General features: G+C 63.6%; 23 protein-coding genes and 2 pseudogenes. 10 read left to right on the top strand and 15 right to left on the bottom strand.

The annotated features are described in order from the left end of the window. Positions 1–24 precede the first annotated feature (24 nt). The 4 genes from EF888_RS21600 to mutM form a co-directional block, all read right to left on the bottom strand. Positions 25–468 (bottom strand): rhodanese-like domain-containing protein, encoded by a 444-nt coding sequence (locus EF888_RS21600; protein WP_109759270.1) that lies wholly within the window; start codon positions 466–468, stop codon positions 25–27. Between the two features lie 221 nt (positions 469–689). Then, positions 690–953, bottom strand: coding sequence for a 30S ribosomal protein S20 (gene rpsT / locus EF888_RS21595; protein ID WP_109759269.1), 264 nt, complete (start codon positions 951–953; stop codon positions 690–692). A 150-nt stretch (positions 954–1,103) separates the two neighbouring features. After that, entirely contained in the window at positions 1,104–1,880 is a 777-nt protein-coding gene (locus EF888_RS21590) for an enoyl-CoA hydratase (RefSeq protein WP_109759268.1), read from the bottom strand. Between the two features lie 62 nt (positions 1,881–1,942). Further along, on the bottom strand, positions 1,943–2,794 hold the full coding sequence (mutM, locus tag EF888_RS21585) for a bifunctional DNA-formamidopyrimidine glycosylase/DNA-(apurinic or apyrimidinic site) lyase (RefSeq protein ID WP_109759267.1): 852 nt from the start codon (positions 2,792–2,794) through the stop codon (positions 1,943–1,945). 195 nt (positions 2,795–2,989) lie between these two features. Here mutM and ubiE point away from each other — a divergent pair, with 195 nt between their 5' ends. Both ubiE and ubiB read left to right on the top strand, forming a co-directional pair. Beyond that, complete coding sequence (gene ubiE / locus EF888_RS21580; protein ID WP_109759266.1) at positions 2,990–3,742, top strand: bifunctional demethylmenaquinone methyltransferase/2-methoxy-6-polyprenyl-1,4-benzoquinol methylase UbiE; 753 nt, start codon at positions 2,990–2,992, stop codon at positions 3,740–3,742. After that, positions 3,743–5,266 carry a 2-polyprenylphenol 6-hydroxylase gene (gene ubiB / locus EF888_RS21575; protein WP_109759265.1) on the top strand — a complete coding sequence of 508 codons (1,524 nt, stop codon included), beginning with the start codon at positions 3,743–3,745 and terminating at the stop codon, positions 5,264–5,266. Here ubiB and EF888_RS22525 read toward each other — a convergent pair. From EF888_RS22525 to EF888_RS22700, 7 genes and pseudogenes are all read right to left on the bottom strand, one after another. Next, on the bottom strand, positions 5,263–5,727 hold the full coding sequence (locus EF888_RS22525) for a FlgD immunoglobulin-like domain containing protein (RefSeq protein WP_420902682.1): 465 nt from the start codon (positions 5,725–5,727) through the stop codon (positions 5,263–5,265). The genes ubiB and EF888_RS22525 overlap by 4 nt on opposite strands. A 42-nt stretch (positions 5,728–5,769) precedes the next feature. Further along, positions 5,770–5,949: pseudogene (locus EF888_RS22675) on the bottom strand (flagellar basal body P-ring protein FlgI); the annotation flags it as partial. Then, entirely contained in the window at positions 5,949–6,956 is a 1,008-nt protein-coding gene (locus EF888_RS21565; RefSeq protein WP_109759264.1) for a flagellin, read from the bottom strand. The gene EF888_RS21565 and the pseudogene EF888_RS22675, both read right to left, overlap by 1 nt. Positions 6,957–6,958: 2 nt before the next feature. Then, positions 6,959–8,416: a flagellar hook-associated protein FlgK gene (gene flgK, locus EF888_RS21560; RefSeq protein WP_109759263.1), complete on the bottom strand. Its 1,458-nt coding sequence runs from the start codon at positions 8,414–8,416 to the stop codon at positions 6,959–6,961. A gap of 7 nt (positions 8,417–8,423) precedes the next feature. Then, positions 8,424–9,728 carry a flagellar hook protein FlgE gene (locus EF888_RS21555; RefSeq protein WP_109759262.1) on the bottom strand — a complete coding sequence of 435 codons (1,305 nt, stop codon included), beginning with the start codon at positions 9,726–9,728 and terminating at the stop codon, positions 8,424–8,426. Positions 9,729–9,819: 91 nt separating this feature from the next. Beyond that, positions 9,820–10,665: a flagellar motor protein MotB gene (locus EF888_RS21550; RefSeq protein ID WP_109759261.1), complete on the bottom strand. Its 846-nt coding sequence runs from the start codon at positions 10,663–10,665 to the stop codon at positions 9,820–9,822. 128 nt (positions 10,666–10,793) lie between these two features. Then, a pseudogene (locus EF888_RS22700) lies at positions 10,794–10,982 on the bottom strand (hypothetical protein); the annotation flags it as partial. 55 nt (positions 10,983–11,037) lie between these two features. Here EF888_RS22700 and EF888_RS21545 point away from each other — a divergent pair. Further along, positions 11,038–12,822 (top strand): IlvD/Edd family dehydratase, encoded by a 1,785-nt coding sequence (locus EF888_RS21545; protein ID WP_109759260.1) that lies wholly within the window; start codon positions 11,038–11,040, stop codon positions 12,820–12,822. Positions 12,823–12,881: 59 nt separating this feature from the next. Here EF888_RS21545 and EF888_RS21540 read toward each other — a convergent pair whose 3' ends face one another. The 3 genes from EF888_RS21540 to EF888_RS21530 form a co-directional block, all read right to left on the bottom strand. Further along, on the bottom strand, positions 12,882–13,454 hold the full coding sequence (locus tag EF888_RS21540; RefSeq protein WP_109759259.1) for a peroxidase-related enzyme: 573 nt from the start codon (positions 13,452–13,454) through the stop codon (positions 12,882–12,884). 141 nt (positions 13,455–13,595) lie between these two features. Continuing rightward, positions 13,596–14,840, bottom strand: coding sequence for an MFS transporter (locus EF888_RS21535; RefSeq protein WP_109759258.1), 1,245 nt, complete (start codon positions 14,838–14,840; stop codon positions 13,596–13,598). Further along, entirely contained in the window at positions 14,837–15,331 is a 495-nt protein-coding gene (locus tag EF888_RS21530) for a hypothetical protein (protein WP_109759257.1), read from the bottom strand. Before EF888_RS21530 ends, EF888_RS21535 begins: the two co-directional genes overlap by 4 nt. Positions 15,332–15,611: 280 nt before the next feature. Between EF888_RS21530 and EF888_RS21525 the strand changes: the two genes are divergently transcribed. Further along, positions 15,612–16,808, top strand: coding sequence for a winged helix-turn-helix domain-containing protein (locus tag EF888_RS21525; protein ID WP_109759256.1), 1,197 nt, complete (start codon positions 15,612–15,614; stop codon positions 16,806–16,808). A gap of 88 nt (positions 16,809–16,896) precedes the next feature. On the opposite strand, the gene EF888_RS21520 is transcribed toward EF888_RS21525, so the two are convergent. After that, entirely contained in the window at positions 16,897–17,346 is a 450-nt protein-coding gene (locus tag EF888_RS21520) for a DUF892 family protein (protein WP_109759255.1), read from the bottom strand. A gap of 438 nt (positions 17,347–17,784) precedes the next feature. On the opposite strand from EF888_RS21520, the gene EF888_RS21515 reads away from it, so the two are divergent. The 6 genes from EF888_RS21515 to EF888_RS21495 all read left to right on the top strand — a co-directional run bounded on the left by EF888_RS21515 (position 17,785) and on the right by EF888_RS21495 (position 21,583). Continuing rightward, on the top strand, positions 17,785–18,996 hold the full coding sequence (locus EF888_RS21515) for a tyrosine-type recombinase/integrase (RefSeq protein WP_109759254.1): 1,212 nt from the start codon (positions 17,785–17,787) through the stop codon (positions 18,994–18,996). Positions 18,997–19,037: 41 nt separating this feature from the next. Beyond that, positions 19,038–19,451 (top strand): hypothetical protein, encoded by a 414-nt coding sequence (locus EF888_RS21510; protein ID WP_126918628.1) that lies wholly within the window; start codon positions 19,038–19,040, stop codon positions 19,449–19,451. 102 nt (positions 19,452–19,553) lie between these two features. Next, the gene (locus EF888_RS21505) at positions 19,554–19,730 is read left to right on the top strand and encodes a helix-turn-helix transcriptional regulator (RefSeq protein WP_109759252.1); all 177 of its coding nucleotides are present in this window, start codon (positions 19,554–19,556) and stop codon (positions 19,728–19,730) included. Between the two features lie 103 nt (positions 19,731–19,833). Beyond that, positions 19,834–20,184 (top strand): hypothetical protein, encoded by a 351-nt coding sequence (locus tag EF888_RS21500; protein WP_109759251.1) that lies wholly within the window; start codon positions 19,834–19,836, stop codon positions 20,182–20,184. A gap of 59 nt (positions 20,185–20,243) precedes the next feature. Then, on the top strand, positions 20,244–20,435 hold the full coding sequence (locus EF888_RS22000; RefSeq protein WP_146202992.1) for a hypothetical protein: 192 nt from the start codon (positions 20,244–20,246) through the stop codon (positions 20,433–20,435). Beyond that, positions 20,432–21,583 carry an AAA family ATPase gene (locus EF888_RS21495; RefSeq protein ID WP_109759249.1) on the top strand — a complete coding sequence of 384 codons (1,152 nt, stop codon included), beginning with the start codon at positions 20,432–20,434 and terminating at the stop codon, positions 21,581–21,583. The genes EF888_RS22000 and EF888_RS21495 overlap by 4 nt, the downstream gene beginning before the upstream one ends. Positions 21,584–21,763 lie beyond the last annotated feature (180 nt).

Here is a 21,763-nt window from a genome sequence, read left to right as displayed (position 1 = left end):
TCTTAGCCCGCTGCTTTCTCATTATCACGACTGGCGCCATGCCAGTCCCCGGGCCTTCCATCCGTTGTGGCTGCCCCGGTGTCCCGACGCGTCCACATCCCCCTCGAAACCTTCGGCAACGTTCAGACAGGTCACCGCCATGCCCGTTCGGGCGTAATGGGCGGAAACCGCTTCGGCAGCCTTCAGCGAACGCGCGCCCGAGCGGCAGAGGAACAGAAGGGTCGACGGCTTCTCGCCGTTCAGTGCCTTCTCTACCTCTTCCGCGAAACGCACGTTGACGGACATGTCAGGATAGGATGCCCACTCGATGAAGAGAGGCCCCTGTCCCGTTTCCCTCAGGTCTGGCACGCCGACAAAACCCCACTCGGCGCGAGTCCTGACGTCGATCAGACGGGCAGCGTCGTCATCGCAAAGAACACGCCATGCCTCGCCGGGGGATACCTCCCCGACCGCACTACCCAGTCCCATCAACCATGTCCCCCCAAGGACGAAGTGAATCGCAACGACGAACCTAGACGTCGCCCCCCGACTCCCGCAACCGACCTTTGAGCTTGACTCATTGTCCGCCTGAAACGAATCCGGACCGGTTGCGAAATTGCCGAAGCACTTCAACAGGGTCACCTTCACACAAAAAAAATCGCACCCCTAGGGGTGCGACTGCGGTCATCCAGACAAGGTCGCCAGCGACGTCAGACGATCGCCTTCACGCGCGAGGCCAGGCGCGACACTTTCCGCGACGCGGTGTTCTTGTGGTAGACGCCCTTGGTGACGCCTCGCATCAGCTCGGGCTGGGCGGCTTTGAGTGCCGTGGCAGCGGCTTCCTTGTCGCCCGAGGCGATGGCTTCCTCGACCTTGCGAAGGAAGGTGCGGATGCGCGAGCGGCGCGCCTTGTTGACGGCGAGACGACGCTCGTTCTGGCGGGCGCGTTTCTTGGATTGAGGCGAATTGGCCATGTGTGTGGTCCGTATCCCGGGTCTGTTGCAACTGATCGCGCAAAGAATCCGCTTCCGGTTCAGACCGGAGGATACATAGCCAAAGCGGGCTCCACGCGCATGTAGGCGCCGCACTTACAGCAACTGCGGCCCGAGGAAAAGCCCTTTCGGTCACTTGTCCCGAAACTGGGGCTCCCTCTTCTCGAGAAAGGCCGCCATGCCCTCTTTCTGGTCCTCCGTCGCGAAGAGCGAAAAGAAGAGCCTGCGCTCGAAGAGAAGGCCCTCGCGCAGCGTCGTCTCGTAGCTGCGGTTGACCGCTTCCTTGACGACCATCGCAGTGAGGATCGACTTCTCGGCGATCTTCTGGGCCGCGCCCTGGGCTTCTTCCATGAGCCGCTTGGCGGGCACCACGCGGCTGACGAGGCCCGAGCGTTCGGCTTCGTCCGCATCCATGAAACGGCCTGTCAGGTGCATGTCCATCGACTTCGACTTGCCGACAAAGCGTGTCAGCCGCTGCGATCCGCCGAGGCCCGCCACGACGCCCAGGTTGATTTCTGGCTGGCCGAACTTGGCGGTCTCGGCGGCGATGATGAAGTCGCACATCATCGCCAGCTCGCACCCGCCCCCAAGCGCATAGCCAGCCACTGCCGCGATGATAGGCTTCCGGCAGCGCAGGATTGCCTCGGTCTCGGGTCCGAAGTAATCGGACGTCATCATGTCGACGTAGGATTTTTCGGCCATTTCGCGGATATCGGCTCCGGCGGCGAAGACCTTTTCGGACCCGGTCAGGATCACGCAGCGCACGTTGTCGTTGGTGGATGCCTCCTCGACGGCCTGCGCGAGCTCCTTCAAGAGGGTCTGGTTCAGAGCGTTCAGCGCGTCCGGCCTGTTGAGCCGGATGGTGGTGACGTGTTCCTCGGTGTCGACGACGATCGTCTCGAAGGCCATGTTGTCCCCAGGCTCCCTGTTCTTCGAGGCGAAGGCTTACCAGCCGAAAAGGCGGAAGGAAATCATCTCTGGCATTTCGGGCAGTAGAAGCTCGAGCGGCCCGACTGCACGATCCGTGCGATTCGACCGTCGCAACCGTCCGTCCGGCAGGCTTCGCCCTCGCGATCGTAGACGCGGAAGGTATGCTGGAAATAGCCGAGTTCGCCGTCGGCTTGTCGATAGTCGCGCAACGAGGATCCTCCCGCGTCGATGGCGTCGGCAAGAACTTCCCGGACGAGGGGGACAAGGCTGGCGACCCGGGTGGCGGAGATCCTTCCGGCATGGCGTGCGGGCGAAATGCCGGCGCGGTGGAGAACCTCGCAGACGTAGATGTTGCCCAGACCCGCGACGATACGCTGGTCGAGGAGTGCAGATTTGACGGGAGCCCGTTTTCCCTTCAGGGCGTTCACGAGATAGTTCTCGTTGAAGGCGTTTCCGAACGGCTCGGGCCCGAGACCCCGCAAGAGGACGTGATCCTCGACCGACTCGGTGCCCGCAAGGTCCATCGCGCCGAAGCGCCGGGCGTCGTTGAAGGTGATGCGCGCACCGTTCGCCATGTGAAAGACGACATGATCGTGCTTCTCCGGCGCTGGATGGTGGTGGTGAAACTGCCCAAGTGGGTCGCCCGAGACCAGGATTCGCCCGGACATGCCCAGATGCAGGATCAGCGTCTCGCCGGACGAGAGGTCGGCCAGGATGTACTTCGAACGGCGCCGCAAACGATCGACGGTGGTTCCTGTCAGACGCTCCGCGAGGTTCGCCGGCAGGGGCCATCTCAGGTCAGGCCGGTTCACATCCGCGCCGACGATGCGGACCCCCTCCATTGCGGGAAGGAGGCCACGACGAACCGTCTCGACTTCGGGAAGTTCCGGCATTGTGATCCAACTTCGGGGCGCGGCCGTCACGATGACTACGGCGAGCTCAAGCCCAACGCCATGTCCCTGCGACTTTAGCGCCGGACAGGGTGGCGGCAAGGCTCGACGAGACTAGGACCAAGTCTGCGCCGGCCTCTGCATTTGCCCGTGACCGGCGACGGGTATATGAGACGCCGGGACCAGGGGTTCAAAGCGATGAACGACGCCGACGACAAGACGACGCATTTCGGCGCACGCGAGGTGCGCGAGGACGAGAAGGCCGGGCTGGTTCACGGCGTCTTCACCAATGTCGCGTCGAAGTACGACCTGATGAACGACGTGATGTCGGGGGGCGTCCACCGGCTGTGGAAGGATGCCATGATGGATTGGCTGGCGCCTCGAGCCGGCCAGCGTCTTCTCGATGTGGCAGGTGGTACGGGGGACATTGCCTTCCGCTTCCTTCGCCGCGCGCCAGGTGCTTCGGCGGTGGTTTGCGACATGACCGAGGGAATGCTGATCGAGGGCCGCAAGCGGGCCGAGGCCACCGCGATGGCCGACCGCCTGGAGTGGGTGACGGGCGACGCGATGAAGCTGCCTTTCGACGACTCCAGCTTCGACATCTACACCATCTCGTTCGGCATCCGGAACGTGACGCGCATTCCGGACGCACTGTCGGAAGCCTTCCGTGTGCTGCGACCGGGCGGGCGACTTATGGTGCTCGAGTTCTCGCAATTGCCGAACGCCGGACTTCAGAGGCTCTACGACCTTTATTCGTTCAACGTCATCCCGCGTCTGGGCCAGGCGATCGCGGGTGACCGCGACAGCTACCAGTACCTCGTGGAATCGATCCGACGTTTCCCGGATCAGGACACCTTCGCCGACATGATCCGGGACGCGGGCTTCGGACAGGTGAAGTTCCGCAACCTCTCCATGGGCATCGCCGCACTCCATTCGGGATGGAAGCTTTAAGTGAGGGGCCCACACAATGTTCTTCGGCTGATCCGGACCGGCGCCACGTTCGAGCGCTCCGGCGCCATGCGCGAGGCGCTGGAGGTGATGGACGCGCCCCCTGCCCTGAGGGTCGCCGCGCGGGTTCTCGGCTGGCCGTTCAAGTGGCTCGGGTATCGCGGCGACATGGCGCTTCCGCCGATCACGCGGGCGCTGACGGCGCTTGGGCCTGCCTACATCAAGTTCGGACAGATTCTCTCGACCCGGCCCGACGTCGTCGGGACCGAAATGGCGGAGCAGCTTCGGGTCCTTCAGGACAATTTGCCCCCCTTCCCGACGGCAATCGCCAAGGCGACTGTCGAATCCGAGCTTGGCGCGCCGGTCGAAGTTCTGTTCTCGGACTTCTCGGAGCCCGTGGCCGCGGCCTCCATCGCGCAGGTGCACAAGGCGCACCTGGCGGAAACCGGTGAGGCGGTCGCCGTGAAGGTTCTGCGCCCCAGGATCGAACAGGCCTTTCGGCGCGACATAGATGCATTCTACTTCGCGGCGAGGATGATCGAGCTTCTCTCGCCGAACTCCCGACGCCTTCGACCCATGGACGTGATCGCGCATTTCGAAGGCGTTGTGCTGGGCGAACTCGATCTTCGTCTCGAGACGTCCGCCGCCTCGGAATTCGAGGCCAACACGGCAAGCGACGAAGGCTTTCGCGTACCCCATTCGAAATGGTCACTGTCATCGCGCCGCGTGATGACGCTCGGTTGGGTCGAAGGCATTCCCTTGGGCGACATCGCTGCCATCGACGCGGCGGGTCACGACCGCACGAAGCTGGCCGAGAAAGTCCTGGTCACTTTCCTCAGCCATGCCCTGCGAGACGGATTCTTCCACGCGGATATGCACCAGGGCAACCTGAAGGTCGCCGCCGACGGGGCGCTTGTGGCCCTGGACTTTGGCATCATGGGACGGATCGACGAGTACACCCGCCGGGTCTACGCCGAGATCCTCATCGGCTTCATCCGGCGCGACTATCGCCGCGTAGCGGAGGTTCATTTCGAGGCCGGTTACGTGCCTGCGGACCGGGACGTGGACGACTTCGCGCGGGCCCTCCGTGCGGTCGGCGAGCCCATATTCGGCATGGACGCGAGCCGTATCTCGATGGGTCGGCTGCTGAGCTATCTTTTCGAGGTGACCAACCGTTTCGGGATGGAAACGCGAACCGAGCTGATCCTGCTGCAGCGGACGATGGTGGTGGTCGAAGGCGTCGCCCGATCGCTCGACCCGCATATCAACATCTGGCACGTCGCCCGACCGACGGTGGAATCCTACATCGCCGAAAGCATCGGGCCCCGCGCCATGGCGCGCGACCTCTACCGCACGGTCCGGGTCCTGGGTCGCTTCGGGCCACGACTGCCGCAGATCGTCGAGGCGTCGCTGATCCGGCAAACGCAGCGGGCCGAAGAGCCGCGCCAATCGCGGCGTCAGGTAATATACCTTCTTTGCGTCGTCGGCGCGGTGGCCTTCGCCCTGGGCACCCTCACCGGGCTCTAACTCTGCGGCGCCCGTAGCGCGGTGACGTCGCTTGAAGGCACGACGACGCCTCCGTCGAGCACCAGTTCGATCCCGTCGAAACCCATTCGCGCCTCTGATATACGCGCGTAGTGCGGGACGGGCCTCACACTCGTCAGTTCGCCTTGGCTGTAACTGGCGATCTGAAAGGTATATCGCCCCGGCTCGATGGGGCTTCCGGTGTCGGTCGTACCCGCCCATTCGACGCCTGTTGCCGAGGGAGAAATTGCCTCTCGCGTGACTTCGCGTCCCAAAGCGTCCAGGACGACCAGTTCGGCCGCGTCCGCGCCGGGATCGGCATCCGGCGCCAGCTCGATAGGCGAGCCCGAGAACTGGGCCGGACCCGTTGCGCGCGCGTCCATCCCCACCCACCCGGCCAGTTGGGACAAGCCGCTGGCGCCCATTCCGCCGATCATGTTTTCTAGCAGCTGATTTGTCCGCACCTGTTGCTCGACACCAGAGAAGGTGGCGAGCTGCACGGCAAAATCGGTGAAAGGCGCGTTGCGGAGCCCGTCGCCCGTGCCGTTCAGCCCGACCACAAGCCCGTAGCCGACCAGATCGTTTCCGCGCACACCGTCGAACTCCACCAGGTCCTTGATCCGCACCTCGGCCGCCGACGCGGACATGCCGACAAGAAGACAGATCATCGTGAAGAAGAGCCGCATCAAAGGTAGTCCGTCAGCGAGAGGCGCGAGAGACGCGCCGTTATGGTGTAAAGTGTCTGAAGCTGCGATTCCGCCATCTGAAGATCCACGGCGGTCTCATAAGGGTCGGCGCCGATCAGTTCGGTGCGCGCAATGCGAAGATCCTCGGATTCTGCCATCACCTCGGCCTTGGCCCGGGCGATCTGGCCTTCCGCCGTTCCGATGCGGGCCTGCAGATCGACAAGCCCGCTCGTCGCGCGATGAAGATGTTCACCCGAGAGCCGTGCCAGGCGACCTTGCTCCCCGGTGTCGCCGGACAGGACGTCTCGCCCAAGAAGCCCGGCCATGGCGAACCCCGCGAGATAGTCGCGGACGCCTTGGTCCTGCGCGGTGGCCAGTGCGCCCGCAACCTCGCCATCCGAGAGTTGCGGACCCGACGCGGCGACGGCTCCGCCGAGATAGCCAACGGTGTCGTATCCGCCGCCCACGGCGAAGAAATCCGCCACGACCTGTGCGACGGCGCTCGCTGTGACGGCCCCCTGCGTCGCGATTTCCGTCTCGATCGCTGAAAGGATCGCATCCGCATCGGCCACGACCGGACCATCCAGGGCGACGCCCGAGAAGAGCGTTCTGCCGCCCGACTGCACGTTCAAATTGCTGAGAGCCGAGGACAGGCGGGACAGCGCATCGTGCCCGGCATTGCGCAGGAGTACGGCGTCGCCCGTGTCTTGCACCGACATGAGCGGGCCGGCGATGTCGCCCAAGGCAGCAAGGTTCGCCAGCGCCGTCTGCTGCCCCGTGACCGACAGTTGATGCTCGGCAATCGCCACGAGATAGCTCTCGGCGCGCGCGATCCCGCGTTCGACACCGTTCAGCGGAGAAAAGTTGCCCCTGAACCGCCCGACGAGGTTGTCTGCGACGCCGCTCGAAAGCTCGCGCGTCAGCCGCTGAAGATCGCCTTTGATGCGCGTTGTGTCGCGGCGAAGCTGAAGGTTGCTGGAAAGGTCGCCGAGAGAGGTCACGGTCATGGTCAAAGTCCCATCAGGATCTGGATGAGGTCATCGGCGGTCTTCATCACCCGCGCGTTCGCGGCGTAGGCCTGCTCGATCAGGAGCAGTTTCTGAAGTTCCCGGTCGGTGTCGACGCCTTGGGCCAGGAACGCCTCTTCGATGCTTTCGGCGCGGGCGGTTTCGAACGACAGGCGGTTGCGGCTGTCCTGAAGCGATTGACCGGCAATGGACGTCAGCGCAGCGGCGAATCCAGACACCGACTTGCTGCCGCCCGAGAAGGTCCCTCCGGCAGGGGCGCGCAGATCCTCGGCCCGGCTCCGCAAGGCGGAGAGAAGAGTGGCGTCGCCTGCCGGCCCCGGGGTGGTGGCCCCCAACCCGTCGCGGAGGCGCCAGACCTCGCCTCCCGCTCGGGGGTCGACTGCGGCGTTCACGGAAATGCGCTGCGCCAGTCCCGATGTGTCGAGTGGATCGAGACCCCCGCCTCCATCCGTGAAGATCCCCGGATCGCCGATGGCAAGGGTCGGATCGAGCGTCGGATCCTCGAAGCGAGAGACCAGGTCGCGGGCAAGTTCGTCAAGGTTCGATTGCAGCTCGACGGAATGGAAGTCCCGGACGGCGAAGAATTCCGACAGGACCCCGCCTGAAATCGCCGCGTTCTGGCCTGACGTGGTGACAGGCTGACCGTTGATCGAGAGCCCCGACAAGGCACCCGAGGCAAGGGTCATGTCGGGCGTGATAGGTTCGGTGTGGGTAAAGGCAAACCGTGCCGGCTTGATGTCGAGGAGGAGGGCGCCGCCGAGAGTGTAGAGCGCCACCGTGTCGTTCTCGCGCTGAAGCTTCCGCAGCGGGACGAGCTCGCTGATCTGGTCGATCAGCTTCTGTTGCTGATCCAGCAAGGCCGGATAGTCGTGGTCTGCGCTTTTCGCGCGCACGATCTGCTCGTTCAGCGACGCGATGCGGGACAGGGCGTCGTTCAGCCGTCCGACCTCGACCGAGATTCGTTCGTCCGCGTCGACGCGCATCTGCTGAAAGGCATCCGAGATGTCGTTCAGCTTGCCCGCAAGAGACTGCGCGGAGGTCAGGACGTTCGTTAGGCGGGCCTCGGAGTCGGGTCGCGACTCGGCCTCGATCAACGCGGTTTCGAAGCCGGTCACGCGCGCGCCGAGGCTCGAGATATCCTCCGGCGTGCCTATGATGGCGAGCGCGTCGGAAAAGAACCCGGCCGCTACGTCGGCCGACCCTGCCGCCGCCGTAGCCAGTCGCATTTCCCGCAATAGCGTTTCGTCGACCATCCGGATGACGCCGTCGACCTGGACGCCCGCGCCCGAGCCGCCGACCTGGCGCGCGCTGAGAGAGAGTTCGCGTCGGGCGTAGCCTTCGGTCATCGAGTTCGCGACGTTGTTGCTGACGACCTGCGCGGCACGCGAGGCCGCGGTCAGGCCTGTCAGGGCGTTCGCGAGGGTTGCCGAGATGCTCATGCGCTACCTACCGTTTGATGTTCGTGGTTTCCTGGAGCATCTCGTCGACCGTCTGGATGACCTTCGCGTTCGACGAATAGGCCCGTTGGGTCTGGATAAGCTGCGTGAGTTCGCCGGCGACGTCGGTGGCACTTTCCTCAAGCGCGTAACTCACGATGTCGCCGGTCGGTCCGTCGGCCGCATCCCAGAGGAACAGGGTCCCGCTTTTGTTCGACGTGGCGTAGATCTGGTTGTCGAGCGCGATCAGCCCATTCGGATTCGGCAGGTCGATCAACGGTATCTGATAGATCGTCCGCGTTATTCCGATGTCGAAGTTTGCCCGGACGAAGCCGTTCGCATCGATCTCGACCGAGATCAGGTTGCCGACCGGAGAACCGTCCTTCGAGATCGAGGTCGGAGCGAAGCTGTCCGACAACTGCGACAGGCCGATGCCCGTTCCCGCCGCGCCGATGTTGATGTCGATCGGCCCGCCCGCGACGTTGATCTGGAAATCGCCCGTGACAGGATCGTAGGCCCCGCCCGTAACAGGGGTGACGGTGGCGATCGTGCCGCCCGATCCCCGCGTGTTGTCGAAGACGATGGTGTACTCGCCCACGACCGCGTTGTTCGAGGCCGAGTCGGTCAGCGTCATGGTCCAGGTATTCGACGATCCGGGCGCCGCGGGTACGGTCGGCGTGAAGTTGATGGTGATCGACTGGGAGGTACCCAGGTTGTCGAAGTACTCGACCGACAGCGGCAATGGGTCGCCTGACTGGCCGAACTCCGTTTCCGTCGCAGGCAGGTTGACGCCAAGCGCGATGCGCGTCGTCGGCTCGGACGTGAACTGGTTCACGTTGATCTGCACGGGTTCCAGCCCGGACCCCGTATCGCGGGCGAAGGTGGGGATGGTTCCGTCCGGATCCGCGGGCCAGCCCATGAGGGTGACGCCCGCCGGTGTCCGGAGATAGCCTTCTTCGTCTGTGCGGAATGACCCCGTGGTGGCAAGGAACAGGGGATAGTCCCCGATCGAGTTCAGGACCGAGCTTTCCGTCGTGACCGGCAGGAACCCACGCCCGCGGACAGCAAGATCGGTCGGGTTGTCGGTCGAGGCCAGCGCGCCCGGCTGGTCGATGAGGCGCTGCGTCGTGACACGGACGCCGCCCGCCGAGTACGTCCCCCTGCCGCCTTCGATCACCAGCGAGGAAAAGTCGGCTTCGGCCCGCTTGTAGCCATAGGTGGCCGAGTTCGCGATGTTGTCGGCAATGGTTGCCAGACGGCTGGCGTTGGCCGCCAGTCCCGCGACACCCGCGTTCAGCGAGGAGGAGATCGTCATGTTTCAGCCTTTCTGCTGCTAGCCCTCCTTCGTCCTAAGGCCCCGCGCTTAGCGGCGGGCTAATGGATAAAGTCCGAAGCGTATTCCGCTGTCAGAGCTTCCGTCGCAGCAGGATGATCTCGATCCGGTTGTTGCGGATCGACAGGAGGTCGGCGCTGACGGGCTTGCGGTCGGCGAACCCCGTGACGCGCTGCATCCTTCCCGGCGGCAGGCCGTCCGCCACCAGAAGCTCGCGCACGGCGTCCGCGCGCGACGACGAGAGCTCCCACACCGGGTTTTCGCGCGCGGCCATCGGAACCGCAGCGGTGTGGCCCTGGACGGCGATGTCGTTCGAGGCGAGGCGGAACACTTCGGTCACGACGGCGGCGACGGCCTCCATCTCGTCCGTGGGCTCGGCGTCGCCCTCGAACAGCGGGGCGCCGGGGATGTCGAAGACTTCGACGATGAGGCCTTCGTCGGTCAGGCGCGCGATGACGTGGCGCTGCAGCAGGTCGCTGACCATGCTTTCGCCCGCGCGACCGGACAGCTTGTCCGCAATGTCCTGAAGGTCGTCGGTCTCTTGCGACGAGGCCGCGCCCTTCTGATCGTCCGACGGTTCGATTCCGTTGTCGCCCTTGGCCGCGTTGGACGCCGACTGGACGGTCACCCCCGCGCCTGTTCCGCTTCGCGCCAGAGTGTCTTGGGAGAAAATACTGTCCCCGCCGAAGGCGCCGTCGCCGCCACCCGACACCCTGTTGATCGGGATCGTCGGATTGAAATAATCCGCGATGCCTTTCCGCTGCTTTTCGTTCGTGGCGCCGAGGAGCCACATCAACAGGAAGAAAGCCATCATGGCGGTGACGAAGTCCGCGTAGGCGACCTTCCATGCTCCGCCGTGATGACCGCCGGCGATCACCTTCTTGCGTTTGATGATAATTGGTGCCGGAGACCCCGACATCACCCACACTCCTCACGTTCACCCACGGATGAGGCTAGGACGCGAGCGTGAAGAAAGCCTTTAGGCCTGCGACCCGCGGATGAGGTCGGCAGCCTTCTCGGCCATCATGATGGCGGGTGCGCTGGTGCTCCCGCTGGGATGCGGACCCGGTGATAGGCGTTGGACCCTCCGGCTTCCGGCAGATGCAGCTTCGTAAGACCCTCGCTCAGGCTGTTCGCCAGCACGCAGCCGGCGCTTCCCACGCCGACGATGATGTAGTCCGCTCCTCCATGGTCCGACAAAAGCGCGACTGCGGGCGTGACACCAGCACCGCTCATTTCACTGGAAAACGGCCCAGCGTTCATCTAGCCAAGGCGCAAAGGGAGAACATCGATGACTGACCGCAAGCTTCGTAGCCGGGCGTGGTTCAACAATCCGGACAACCAGGAAATGACGGCGCTCTATCTCGAGCGCTACCTGAACTACGGCCTGACACGCGAGGAACTGCAATCCGGCAAGCCGATCATCGGCATCGCTCAGACCGGCAGCGACCTGTCGCCCTGCAACCGCCATCACATCGAACTCGCCAAGCGCGTGCGTGACGGCGTCGTGTCCTCCGGCGGAACGGTGATGGAAATTCCGGTCCATCCGATCCAGGAAACCGGCAAGCGCCCCACGGCCTCACTGGACCGCAACCTCGCCTATCTGTCGCTTGTCGAGTCGCTCTACGGTTATCCGATCGACGCCGTCGTGCTGATGATCGGCTGCGACAAGACCACGCCTGCCCTTCTGATGGCTGCCTCCACGGTCAACATCCCCGCCATCGCGCTGTCGGTCGGCCCGATGCTGAACGGCTGGTTCCGGGGAGAGCGCACCGGCTCGGGCACCATCGTGTGGAAGGCGCGCGAACTGCTTGCCGCCGGCGAGATCGACGACGACGGTTTCATGGAGCTTGTCGCCTCTTCCGCCCCCTCCACCGGCTTCTGCAACACCATGGGCACAGCGACGACGATGAACTCGCTTGCCGAGGCGCTGGGCATGCAACTTCCCGGCTCCGCCGCGATCCCGGCGCCGTATCGCGAGCGCGGGCAGATGGCCTACGAGACCGGAAAGCGCATCGTCCAGATGGTTGACGAGGACCTGCGCCCCACCGACATCATGACGCGCGAAGCCTTCGAGAACGCCATCGTCGTCAACTCGGCCATCGGCGGCTCTACCAATGCACCCATCCACCTCAAGGCCATCGCGAGCCACCTGGGCGTGCCCTTGTCGAACGACGACTGGCAGACCCACGGACACAAGGTCCCGCTGATCGTCAATCTCCAGCCCGCGGGCGAATACCTGGGCGAGGACTACCACCGCGCGGGCGGCCTACCCGCGGTCGTGGGCGAGTTGATGGCTGCGAACATGCTGCCGCATCCGGGTGCGAAGACGGTCAACGGTCGCAGCATCGGCGAAAACTGCGGCGAACGCCGCAGCGAGAACCCGGACGTGATCCGAACGGTCGCCGAGCCGCTGAAACGCGACGCGGGCTTCATCAACCTCAAGGGCAATCTCTTCGACAGCGCGATCATGAAGACCAGCGTGATCTCGAAGGAATTCCAGGACCGCTACCTGTCGAACCCGGACGACCCGAACGCCTTCGAGGGACGCGCCGTCGTCTTCGACTCGATCGAGGACTACCACAAGCGCATCGACGACGAGAGCCTCGCCATCGACGAGTACTGCGTCCTCATCATGCGCGGCGCTGGTCCCATCGGATATCCGGGCGGCGCCGAGGTCGTGAACATGCGGCCTCCGGCCTACCTCTTGAGAAAGGGCATCCATTCATTGCCCTGCGTCGGAGACGGTCGCCAATCCGGCACCTCCGGCTCTCCGTCGATCCTCAATGCCTCGCCCGAAGCGGCGGCGGGCGGCGGCCTGGGACTGGTGCAGACCGGCGACCGTGTCCGGATCGACCTGACGAAATGCACGGCCGACATGCTGGTCGACGCGGCCGAGTTGGACAAGCGGCGGGCGGCCCTGCCCGAGCGGCCGTACTCGCCCGAAAGCCAGTCGCCCTGGCAGGAGATCTTCCGCGAGAAGACCGAGCAATTCGCCGAAGGCATGGTCCTGAGGGGCGCGACGGAGTACCGCGACATCGCCCGCAAGATGGGCGTGCCGCGCGACAACCACTGAGCGCGCACGGGGGCCTCGCCTCCGCTGCACGTCTTCGGAGGTGTTGGGAACAGTGAGTATCACCGCGACTGGCGGTGGTACTCCCGGTTCGGCATCATGTCGACGGCGATGGCAAAGCGGTTCGACATGTTGAAAAAGGCGGCGACGTCGGCGAGGTCGAAGATCTCGCCATCCGTCAGGCCGACATCGCGCAGGATCTGGCGGTCGGCCTCCATCACCTCCCAGGGCTCCGTCGTCAGCTTCCAGGCGAAGTCCAGCATCGCGCGCTGTCGCGGCTCCAGAGGTGCCACCCGGTAGTTCATCACCAGCATCTCGCCCAGTTCAGGGTCGCCCGACAGGTCGCGAACCGCCTGGCCGTGGGCAACAAGGCAATAGAAGCAGCGATTGGCCGAAGACACCACGACCGCAACCATCTCCCGCTCGAGCTTCGAGAGACCCGAGGGCGCCAGCATCAGCGTGTTGTAATAGGCTGCGAAGGCGCGCAGCTTCTCCTGATTGCGGGAGAAGGTCTTCAGGACGTTCGGCACCATCCCGAGCTTCTCCTCGCAGACGCGAAAGTACTTCTGCATGTCCTCGTCGAGCGCATCCATAGCGGGAAGATCGAAGATCGACACATGATCGGGCTGGGGCATGGCGGGTCCTTTCAGGCTCTGCGTCGGGCTGAAAGGCAATGTCGCACGGTTCGCCCGATGCGAAAAGGGACGCAGGCGCCCTCTGCCCCCTGGCCGCAAAGGAGCCTGGATGGCGGAGGTGAATCATGACCAGCCCGCGGCCTAGGCCAAAGGTGCGTCCTCCGTCGTCAGTCTGAAGACCAGATAGAGGGCGCAAACCTTCAAGACGCACGGAAGCACCGCATAGGCGAACGTCAGGGCGTAAACGGCCCGGAGCGAATTCTCGCTGCCCGGTTCGTAGCCGGCCCATGCGAGCAGCGGCAGGACCACCGCCGCGGCCAGCGCCAGTCCCAGTTTTCCGGCGAAGGACCAGATCCCGAACGCCGTCGATGCGTTCAGCCCCGCGCGGGTCAAGGCTACCGAGAACATGGCCGGCAGCACGACCATGTCCGCCCCGAGCGCCGCACCTGAGGCGACGCAGATCAGTGCGAAGGTCATGGCGGCACCCGGACCGACGAAGGCCGCCCCGACGAACCCGAGAATGGCCAGCGGCATGGCGATCAAAAGGACGCCTCTCGGGCCGATCCGGTTGCTCAACGACGCCCAGACCGGAACGCTCAGTCCGGCGCTGACGAAGAAGAGTATCAGGAACAGCCCCGCCCATTCGCCAAGCTCCAGGCGCGCGTCCACGAAGAACAGAAACAGGGTCGACGTCACCGCGACCGGCAAGCTGTTGACCAGAGCGATGGCGAGAAGCCGCAGCGCCCCCGCACTGGCCAACCCGCTGACCGATAGCGCCGTGCCGGTGATCGCGGGCCGACGCCACATCGGGAAACTTGCCGCCGCTACGACCACGGCTGTCGCCCCGAGAAGCCAGCCATATCGCCGATAGGACTCGGCCTCGGAACCCGGCAAAAGCGTCGGCATGATTGCAGCCAGGACGACACCGGCCAACATGCCCGCCTCGCGCCAGGCCGCAAGTCGCATCAACTCTCGCGGATCCGACCTTGCGGCCAGGGTCGCGCTGCGCCCGTACAGCAGGATCATGCCCACGCTGTAGGCCGAGAAAAGCAGGATCAGGCTGGCCAGAAGGTGCCAGACCGCCCAAGGTCCCGGCTCGAGCGAGAAGAGGATCGGAAAGCCGACCGCCAATCCACCGGCGGCCAGGAGGGCGAAGACCAGTTGCGCGCCTGGCCAGCGGTCAATGGACCAGCCGATCAAAGGGTCCTGGACCAGATCGACTATTCGGATCGCAAGCAGAAGCGAGCCGATCGTCCCGAGGCCGATACCAAGTTCAGTCGACGCGAAAAGCGGCAGGTGGATGTATAGGGGTAACCCGGACGCCGCCAGCATCAGCGCGTAAAGACTGACGCGCGGATAGATCGTGCGGCGCGAAGCTGCGCTCATTCTCCCCGGAGGACCCTCGTGAAGGCGCGCGATCGCGTGTTGTCCCCGAGAAAGATCGACATGAACCGATACGTGATCTGCGGATAAGACAACGTGCAGGTCTGTTCTCCGTTTCGCCAGAAGCGGATGCTGCTGGGCCCGTCGGTTACGGCAACATAGGTGTCTCCCTGCGAGACACCGAGAAAGCAGTCTTCGATCCTCTCACGGACAGGCAAGGCGCCTCCCAGCCGCTCCATCTCCTGCATGGTGGCATCGACAAGATTGTCCTGCGACAGGTTGCGCAGATAGCGCAGCCTCAGCCCGAAATCCTCGTTCCAATCGAAGGGGCCGCCCCCCATGGTATAAAGTTGCGCCTCGTAAATCGGCAGTCCCCAGTAACGGAACACCGCCTCGCTCCGAAGCTCGGCGCCGGGCAGCGCGGCCTCGAGAGCCCACAGCCTGCCGGGAAGGACGATGGTAAGCAGCAAGCAGGAAATCCGCCATCTTTGCATGTTGCCCTCCTACGGCCCGAACCACGTCGCCCCACGGACGCGGTCGCCAAGTTGCGTCCGGCGACGCCGCCCGGCCTTTCCTTTAGCAAAAAGATCAAGCGACGACCGACGTCAGCTAGCTCTACGCACCGGGTCGCAGTCTGGATTGAACTTTCCACGGGTTGGCATCTTGGCTGGAGTGCCGCGGTCGGTCGGAGCGATGGCCGTCGGCTCACCTCGGCTTGGCAATGCAACACCGGGGCATTGAAAGATCAGCGCCGCCCCGGTGATATGACGCAGGATGACACGCCCAATCCTCGACAATCAGCGCGCTCGACGCCTCTTCCTCGACCGGCACCTGCTGCTGCGCCCTGGATCGGGCGCCGGTCAGGGCGCTGACCTTGAAGATGTGTTGCATGACCTGGGCTTTGTGCAGGTCGACAGCGTCAATACCCTCGCGCGCGCCCACGACCTGATCCTGTGGTCGCGGCGCGGCAGGTATCGACCGAAGTCGCTCGAACACCTCGTGTCGCGCCGACGTACCGCATTCGAACACTGGACGCACGACGCCGCCGTGATCCCCATGCAGTTCTATCCGATGTGGCGTTTGAAATTCGCCCGCGACGAAGCCCGGGTGCGCGCGCGCTGGCCGGAATGGCGTCGGGATGGCTGGGAAGGAGAGCTCGAGGCGGTATACCGCCACATCGCAGACCACGGCCCGGCCTGCTCGCTCGACGTCGGCGGTGATGAGAAAAGGTCGTCGTCCGGATGGTGGGACTGGCATCCGTCAAAGACCGCCCTCGAGTTTCTGTGGAGGTCCGGTCAACTGGCGATTTGCCGTCGTCAGGGGTTTCGCAAGTTCTATGATCTGACCGAGCGCGTGATCCCTCCAGAGCATCTGGTCACCCGCAAGGATGCCTCCGAGGTCATCGATTGGGCCATGACGGCGGCGCTCGAACGGCTCGGGTTCGGCACCAGCGGAGAGCTGGCCGCCTTCTTCGACATTGTCACGCGCGACGAAGCGAAGGTCTGGTGTGCCGAAGCGCTTGCTGCGGGCCGAATTCTCGAGGCGGACATCGAGATGGCAGATGGGTCCCGACGCCGCAGCTTCACGACCGAAGCCATCCTCGACCATGCCTCGACGCTGCCCGAACCATCATCGCGCGTGCGTCTTCTCTCACCCTTCGATCCATTGCTTCGGGATCGGGCTCGCGCAGAGCGCCTGTTCGGCTTTTACTACCGGATCGAGATCTTCATCCCCGAAGCCAAGCGGCGATACGGATATTACGTATTTCCCGTCTTGCAGGGCGACCGGATCATCGGACGGCTTGACGCCAAGCGCCTCGACGGCACGCTTGGCGTCCGCGCCTTCTGGCCAGAACCCGGCGTTCGCACGGGCAAGGATCGGGGCGTTGGCCTCGAGACCGAACTCAACCGGCTCAAGGCGCTGGCGGGGGTGGAGACGGTCGAACTCTCAAGCGGATGGCTGCGCGTCTGAAGGGTCGCGCAGGCCATCCCTCTTGCTGGGGCCAGGTGCGGTGCTTCCGGCAGAACCGGCTCATCGCCCCCGACATCCCATAGATCGGTCAGAGAGAGTCCGCAGTGCGCTCCATCCACTCCCGATGACGGCGCTCATCTGCAAGAGCCCGTTCGAAGAAGGCCCGCGACTTCTCGATTGCATCCTGGTGACTGGCTGCCCGTTCATAGGCGGCCACGGTATCGTCCTCGTTCGTCTTCATCGCCTTGAGGACCGCCGCATCGCCCATGAGGCCGGCCATCGCCACCTTCCCTGTCGTCAGCATCTGCTTCATGTCGCCTTCCGCCGGTGCTTCCGCGCCGGTTTCGGCAGCTATTTCCTGCAGCACGGACAGGTGCTGAAGGTGGTCCTCGCGGAACGCCTCGACCTGAGTGCTCAGCGCCTCGTGCGACAACCTTTCGATCGTGCTTTCATAGGCAGCGATTGCGTCGCGCTCCAGATAGATGAGGTTCGTGACGAGGTCCTGGATCGTGCTTTCAGTTCCTACGGTGGTTGCCATGTCGAGGGTCCTTTCGTTTCCAGTTCCGCTGTTGAAGTGCCGTGCGGCTGCGGCCGTTGTCAGACCCTAGAACAACCCCGCATCTCTCATGTTCCCCAGACGCGGGCTCTTTGCGCGGGCCAAGGACATAGAGCCGCCCTACGCCGAGATGCGTTTTCAGCGCACCTCACGCCGAGACATCGGACCAATTGTAACGGGAGTTCGCCGCTGCGAACGGTCAGGTGGAGTGAAGCCCAAAAGCGTCCAGGCCTATGGTCTCAAACCCACCTCTGAAATGAAGTGGTGCCGCTGAAGGGCAATGAAGCTATGCCCCATCTTGTGCAGGACTGTTCAACCTGATGGCCGCAATCCCTTCTTTCCAATGCTTTAGCCGTACATTTCTGTTCCATTCTGTTCAGTGATACCCTATATCTATGGGTGGATAGGCAGGGGGATGAGATGCGAGCCCTTCACAAGCTCAGCGCGGTCAAGGCCAGAACGGCTCCGCCAGGGAAGTACTCTGACGGCGGCGGGCTGTGGCTTCACAAGCGAAGCGACGGCGGCGCACAGTGGGTGCTGCGGGTCACCGTTCACGGCAACCGGCGCGAGATGGGCCTTGGACGGGCGAAGCTCGATGACAGCCGAAGCTCGGATGGTCTCACTCTCAAGGAAGCTCGCGAGGCAGCCGACAAGTGGCGTTCAGTCGCGCGGTCGGACAAGGACCCCATCAAAGAGCGGGAGCGGGAGCGCAGAGAGGCAGCGCGCGAGCGTCACACGCTGAACGTGGTCGCTGACGAAGCCTTCGAGGCGCGGAAGGCAGAACTCAAAGGAGACGGCAAGGCGGGCCGGTGGTTCACGCCGCTGGAGCTTCACGTCCTTCCCCGTCTCGGCAAGACGCCCATCGAAGACATCGACCAGAACGATATCAAGCTCACTCTCGCCCCCATCTGGCATGAAAAGGCCGATACAGCCCGAAAGGCCATGAACCGGCTGGGCATCGTCATGCGTCACGCTGCGGCAATGGGGCTTGATGTGGACCTGCAGGCGACTGAGAAGGCCAAGGCGCTGTTAGGCAAGTCGCGACATGTTGCGAAAAACGTGCCTGCCCTTCCTTGGCAAGAGGTGCCCAACTTCTACAAGAGCTTGTCTGAAGCCACCCTCACGCAGTTGGCCTTGAAGCTTCTGATCCTCACCGGCCTGCGCTCAATGCCGATCCGGCACGCGCGCCTCGATCAGATTGACGGCGAAGTGTGGACGGTCCCCGCCGAGTACATGAAGGGGCTGAAGGGGAAGGCGCAGGACTTTCGTGTACCGCTGTCCAAGGAGGCTTTGGCGGTCATGGAGCAGGCCAGGCCTTTCGCGCGGGATGGCTGGCTGTTCCCCAACGTCCGCAAAGGTGTCCTGTCTGACGCCACGATGAGCCGATACATGGAGCGGCTGGAGATGGACGCCCGGCCTCACGGCTTCCGGTCGAGTTTCCGAACGTGGTGTGCTGAGGCGACCGACGTTCCAAGAGAAGTTGCAGAGGCCGCCTTGGCCCACGCGACAGGATCAGCGGTTGAGCGCGCCTATCGTCGGACAGACTTCCTGGAACAGCGGCGCGCGCTAATGGAGCGCTGGGCCGATCACGTCACAGGCGGGTCGGGCAAGGTCGTGAGGATGGTCGGATGAGGCCTAGATTTCCAACCTGCCAAGAGGTGGAAGCGTTCTTGGTGAGTGAGTTCAAGGACCATCCCGCCGAGGACGTCTTGAACGCCTTTTCGTGGGCGTTCTTCGATGGGAACTACGAGCCAACTGACTCCAAAAAGGTCTGGGCGCGAAAACTCATGGCTGATCAGAAGGACAGTGGAGAGAGCGAAGATATCCTCTTGGCGCGGGTTTGGCATACTTGCTTCCCAAAAACCGGCGGCCGCGATCCCGCCGACTATTTCTTGGCCGATTGGGTCAGAATGGGCTTTGAGGAATTGAGTGTCCCAGTCACCTACGCCCTGTCGGGTCTTGAGCCAGGTCAGCCTTCAACGAAATTCGGAAAGGTGGTTCAGGCTGCATTTGCCTATCGCCGCGTCGCGGCCGACTGGAGAAGACCCACCGAACGCGCGGCGAAACCCGGTGAAATCGAACTCTGACCGAGTTGGCATTTAGACCCGAGATTTTCCCGGGCGTACATTCGAACCCATCGGGACATCTGATGCCGCTCCCGTCCCGACAGCGGCGACGATAGGTTCGAAATGAAGTATCTCAGCTTTCCTGAACTGCGTGCCAAACTCGGCGGGCGTGGTCGCACGACCGTATATTTGGACGTCGCGGCTGGACGACTCCCTGCACCCATCAAGCTCGGCGGACGCCTCTACTGGATTGAAAGCGAAGTCGATGACGCGCTTTCGCTTCACCGTGAAGCGGCCTGAAAAAAACAACCCCCACCAATCCAAAAGACCGGCAGGGGCGTTGTTCTTTTCTCAGCAAGACAAGAATACCGCACCACAGCCGGTCCCGCAACAAGGACCGACAATGAACGAGCAGAAATCATCCCCCGCGAACGCCCAGCGCATCTGGCGTGTGGCTGACCTTCCCAAGGAGCGTTCGCCCGCGACCTATGTTGTTTGCAACGAAGGCCAGGAGCCCTCGCGCGTGACGTTACAGAAGCGCCTGAGGCAGGTTCTCGACCTTCTCCGGGCGGGACCAGTCTACTGCGCCTCTCCTGTCCGACTTTCAGACATCGTTCACATCCTGAAGCGCGACCAAGCCATCAAGGTCGAGACCACGATGTACCCCGGCGACCCTGACACGGGCGCAAGCAGCTATGGCGTCTACTCGCTTCTCAGCACGGTCGATCCCGAGCCGCTGGAGGTCGCAGCATGAATATGCACGTGAGCCCTCCCACGCGTCAGGCTTTCAGCAGGCACATCAAGCCTACTCACATGCGGACCGCTCGCATGGTCGGCTACAGCCTCACCACGCTGGACGAGCAAGCCATGTGGGAACTGGCCGCAGTCCTGCGTGTCAGGCTTGCTGATGCCGAGCGTCGCTTCCTGGCGGCAAGCACCTTCCTTGCTCTCGACAGGGAGGGTCAGGACGCCGTGCTGGACTTCGCGGAAGGCAGGTGTCCATGACCGAAGCTCTCTCTTCAGAGGCCTTTCGCCAGGTGGCCGAAGAGTATCGGCAGAGCCGTGACCGCGACTTCATCCGCTCAATCCCAATTCTTCAGGGGCGGGCCGCTTCTCTCCACGCGGCCATCAAGTCGGCACATCTGATCCAGCCTCACATCGACAGCCGGTATCTCGTGAAGGGCTGGCTCGACAGGGGCAGTTGCTCAGTGGTCTATGGCGAAAGCAACGTGGGCAAGACGTTCTTCGCCCTCGACCTCGCCTTGCACATCGCAGCCGGTGAAGACTGGCACGGGCACAGGGTCTCGCAGGCTGCTGTCCTCTACATCGCTGCAGAAGGCGGGCGAGGCCTTTCCAATCGTATCGAGGCCCTGCGCATCGACCGTGACGACCTTTTGGAACGGGCGGACCTGAGCATCCTGTCCATGACCATCGACATGTTCGGAAACGGGGACGGGAAGGCGCTTACCGACGCTGCTGATGCCCTTCCTGCTGTTCCCGGCCTGGTCATCGTCGACACGCTCTCGAGGGTCATGGGGAGCGGCGACGAGAACGTTGCCAGGGACATGGGCCAGGTCATCCGCAATATCGACTTCATGCGCTCTCGTCTCGGGTGTCACGTCATGCTGATCCACCACAGCGGCAAGGACAGCAGCAAGGGCGCCAGGGGTAGCAGTTCGCTTCGAGCGGCGGTGGACACCGAGATTGAACTGACCCGCACGGAAGGCGTGGTCGTGGCTGAAACACGGAAGCAGCGGGACATGCAGAGCGGTCGGACATTCGCCTACACCCTGACCGACGTGGCCATAGGAACCGACAGCGACGGGGAAGAGGTCACATCAGCGGTTGTCACCCCGTCCTCCATGCCTCAGGCCACGAAGCCCATGTCGCAGAACGAGCGCATCTTGTGGGAGGCCCTGCAGGAGTTCGTGGCGGATCACGGTCGTCCGAATCCCGCGGGAACCGGATGGCCCGAGCCCGGACGTTTCCGGGTTGTTGAAGCCGAGGCTTTCCGAGCGTTTGCAACGGGACGGTACGCAGACAGCAACCCGAGACAGAGCTTCAGACGGGCACTCAACTCGCTTCAGAAGGGCAACCGAATTGGGGTGAACGACGCTCATATCTGGCCAATTGGAGAGGTGGAACATGCGTAACATCGGCGGAACATTCTCCATGTTCCATTCCCGGTGCACGCCGGGTGGTGAGGGTGGAACAAACGGAACACACCCCTATAGGGGTGTTCCGGTGTTCCGCCCCCTCCTGAAGCACTCCCTCACGACTCCTGCGAACCCTGCGGCGCGCTCTTGGCAGACTGACGGCTGTCTAGTCTCCTA

It is taken from the genome of Silicimonas algicola (assembly GCF_003970735.1).
GTDB classification, from domain to species: domain Bacteria; phylum Pseudomonadota; class Alphaproteobacteria; order Rhodobacterales; family Rhodobacteraceae; genus Silicimonas; species Silicimonas algicola.
The sequence above is the reverse complement of the archived record's forward strand: the minus strand, read 5'-3'. Positions and strand labels throughout refer to the sequence as shown.

Coding starts and splice junctions, on each gene's coding strand:
- EF888_RS21600 (WP_109759270.1), bottom strand. CDS start 468: ATGGGACTGGGTAGTGCGGTCGGGGAGGTATCCCCCGGCGAGGCATGG.
- rpsT (WP_109759269.1), bottom strand. CDS start 953: ATGGCCAATTCGCCTCAATCCAAGAAACGCGCCCGCCAGAACGAGCGT.
- EF888_RS21590 (WP_109759268.1), bottom strand. CDS start 1,880: ATGGCCTTCGAGACGATCGTCGTCGACACCGAGGAACACGTCACCACC.
- mutM (WP_109759267.1), bottom strand. CDS start 2,794: ATGCCGGAACTTCCCGAAGTCGAGACGGTTCGTCGTGGCCTCCTTCCC.
- ubiE (WP_109759266.1), top strand. CDS start 2,990: ATGAACGACGCCGACGACAAGACGACGCATTTCGGCGCACGCGAGGTG.
- EF888_RS21565 (WP_109759264.1), bottom strand. CDS start 6,956: ATGACCGTGACCTCTCTCGGCGACCTTTCCAGCAACCTTCAGCTTCGC.
- flgK (WP_109759263.1), bottom strand. CDS start 8,416: ATGAGCATCTCGGCAACCCTCGCGAACGCCCTGACAGGCCTGACCGCG.
- EF888_RS21555 (WP_109759262.1), bottom strand. CDS start 9,728: ATGACGATCTCCTCCTCGCTGAACGCGGGTGTCGCGGGACTGGCGGCC.
- EF888_RS21550 (WP_109759261.1), bottom strand. CDS start 10,665: ATGTCGGGGTCTCCGGCACCAATTATCATCAAACGCAAGAAGGTGATC.
- EF888_RS21545 (WP_109759260.1), top strand. CDS start 11,038: ATGACTGACCGCAAGCTTCGTAGCCGGGCGTGGTTCAACAATCCGGAC.
- EF888_RS21540 (WP_109759259.1), bottom strand. CDS start 13,454: ATGCCCCAGCCCGATCATGTGTCGATCTTCGATCTTCCCGCTATGGAT.
- EF888_RS21535 (WP_109759258.1), bottom strand. CDS start 14,840: ATGAGCGCAGCTTCGCGCCGCACGATCTATCCGCGCGTCAGTCTTTAC.
- EF888_RS21530 (WP_109759257.1), bottom strand. CDS start 15,331: ATGCAAAGATGGCGGATTTCCTGCTTGCTGCTTACCATCGTCCTTCCC.
- EF888_RS21525 (WP_109759256.1), top strand. CDS start 15,612: ATGACACGCCCAATCCTCGACAATCAGCGCGCTCGACGCCTCTTCCTC.
- EF888_RS21520 (WP_109759255.1), bottom strand. CDS start 17,346: ATGGCAACCACCGTAGGAACTGAAAGCACGATCCAGGACCTCGTCACG.
- EF888_RS21515 (WP_109759254.1), top strand. CDS start 17,785: ATGCGAGCCCTTCACAAGCTCAGCGCGGTCAAGGCCAGAACGGCTCCG.
- EF888_RS21505 (WP_109759252.1), top strand. CDS start 19,554: ATGAAGTATCTCAGCTTTCCTGAACTGCGTGCCAAACTCGGCGGGCGT.
- EF888_RS21500 (WP_109759251.1), top strand. CDS start 19,834: ATGAACGAGCAGAAATCATCCCCCGCGAACGCCCAGCGCATCTGGCGT.
- EF888_RS22000 (WP_146202992.1), top strand. CDS start 20,244: ATGCGGACCGCTCGCATGGTCGGCTACAGCCTCACCACGCTGGACGAG.
- EF888_RS21495 (WP_109759249.1), top strand. CDS start 20,432: ATGACCGAAGCTCTCTCTTCAGAGGCCTTTCGCCAGGTGGCCGAAGAG.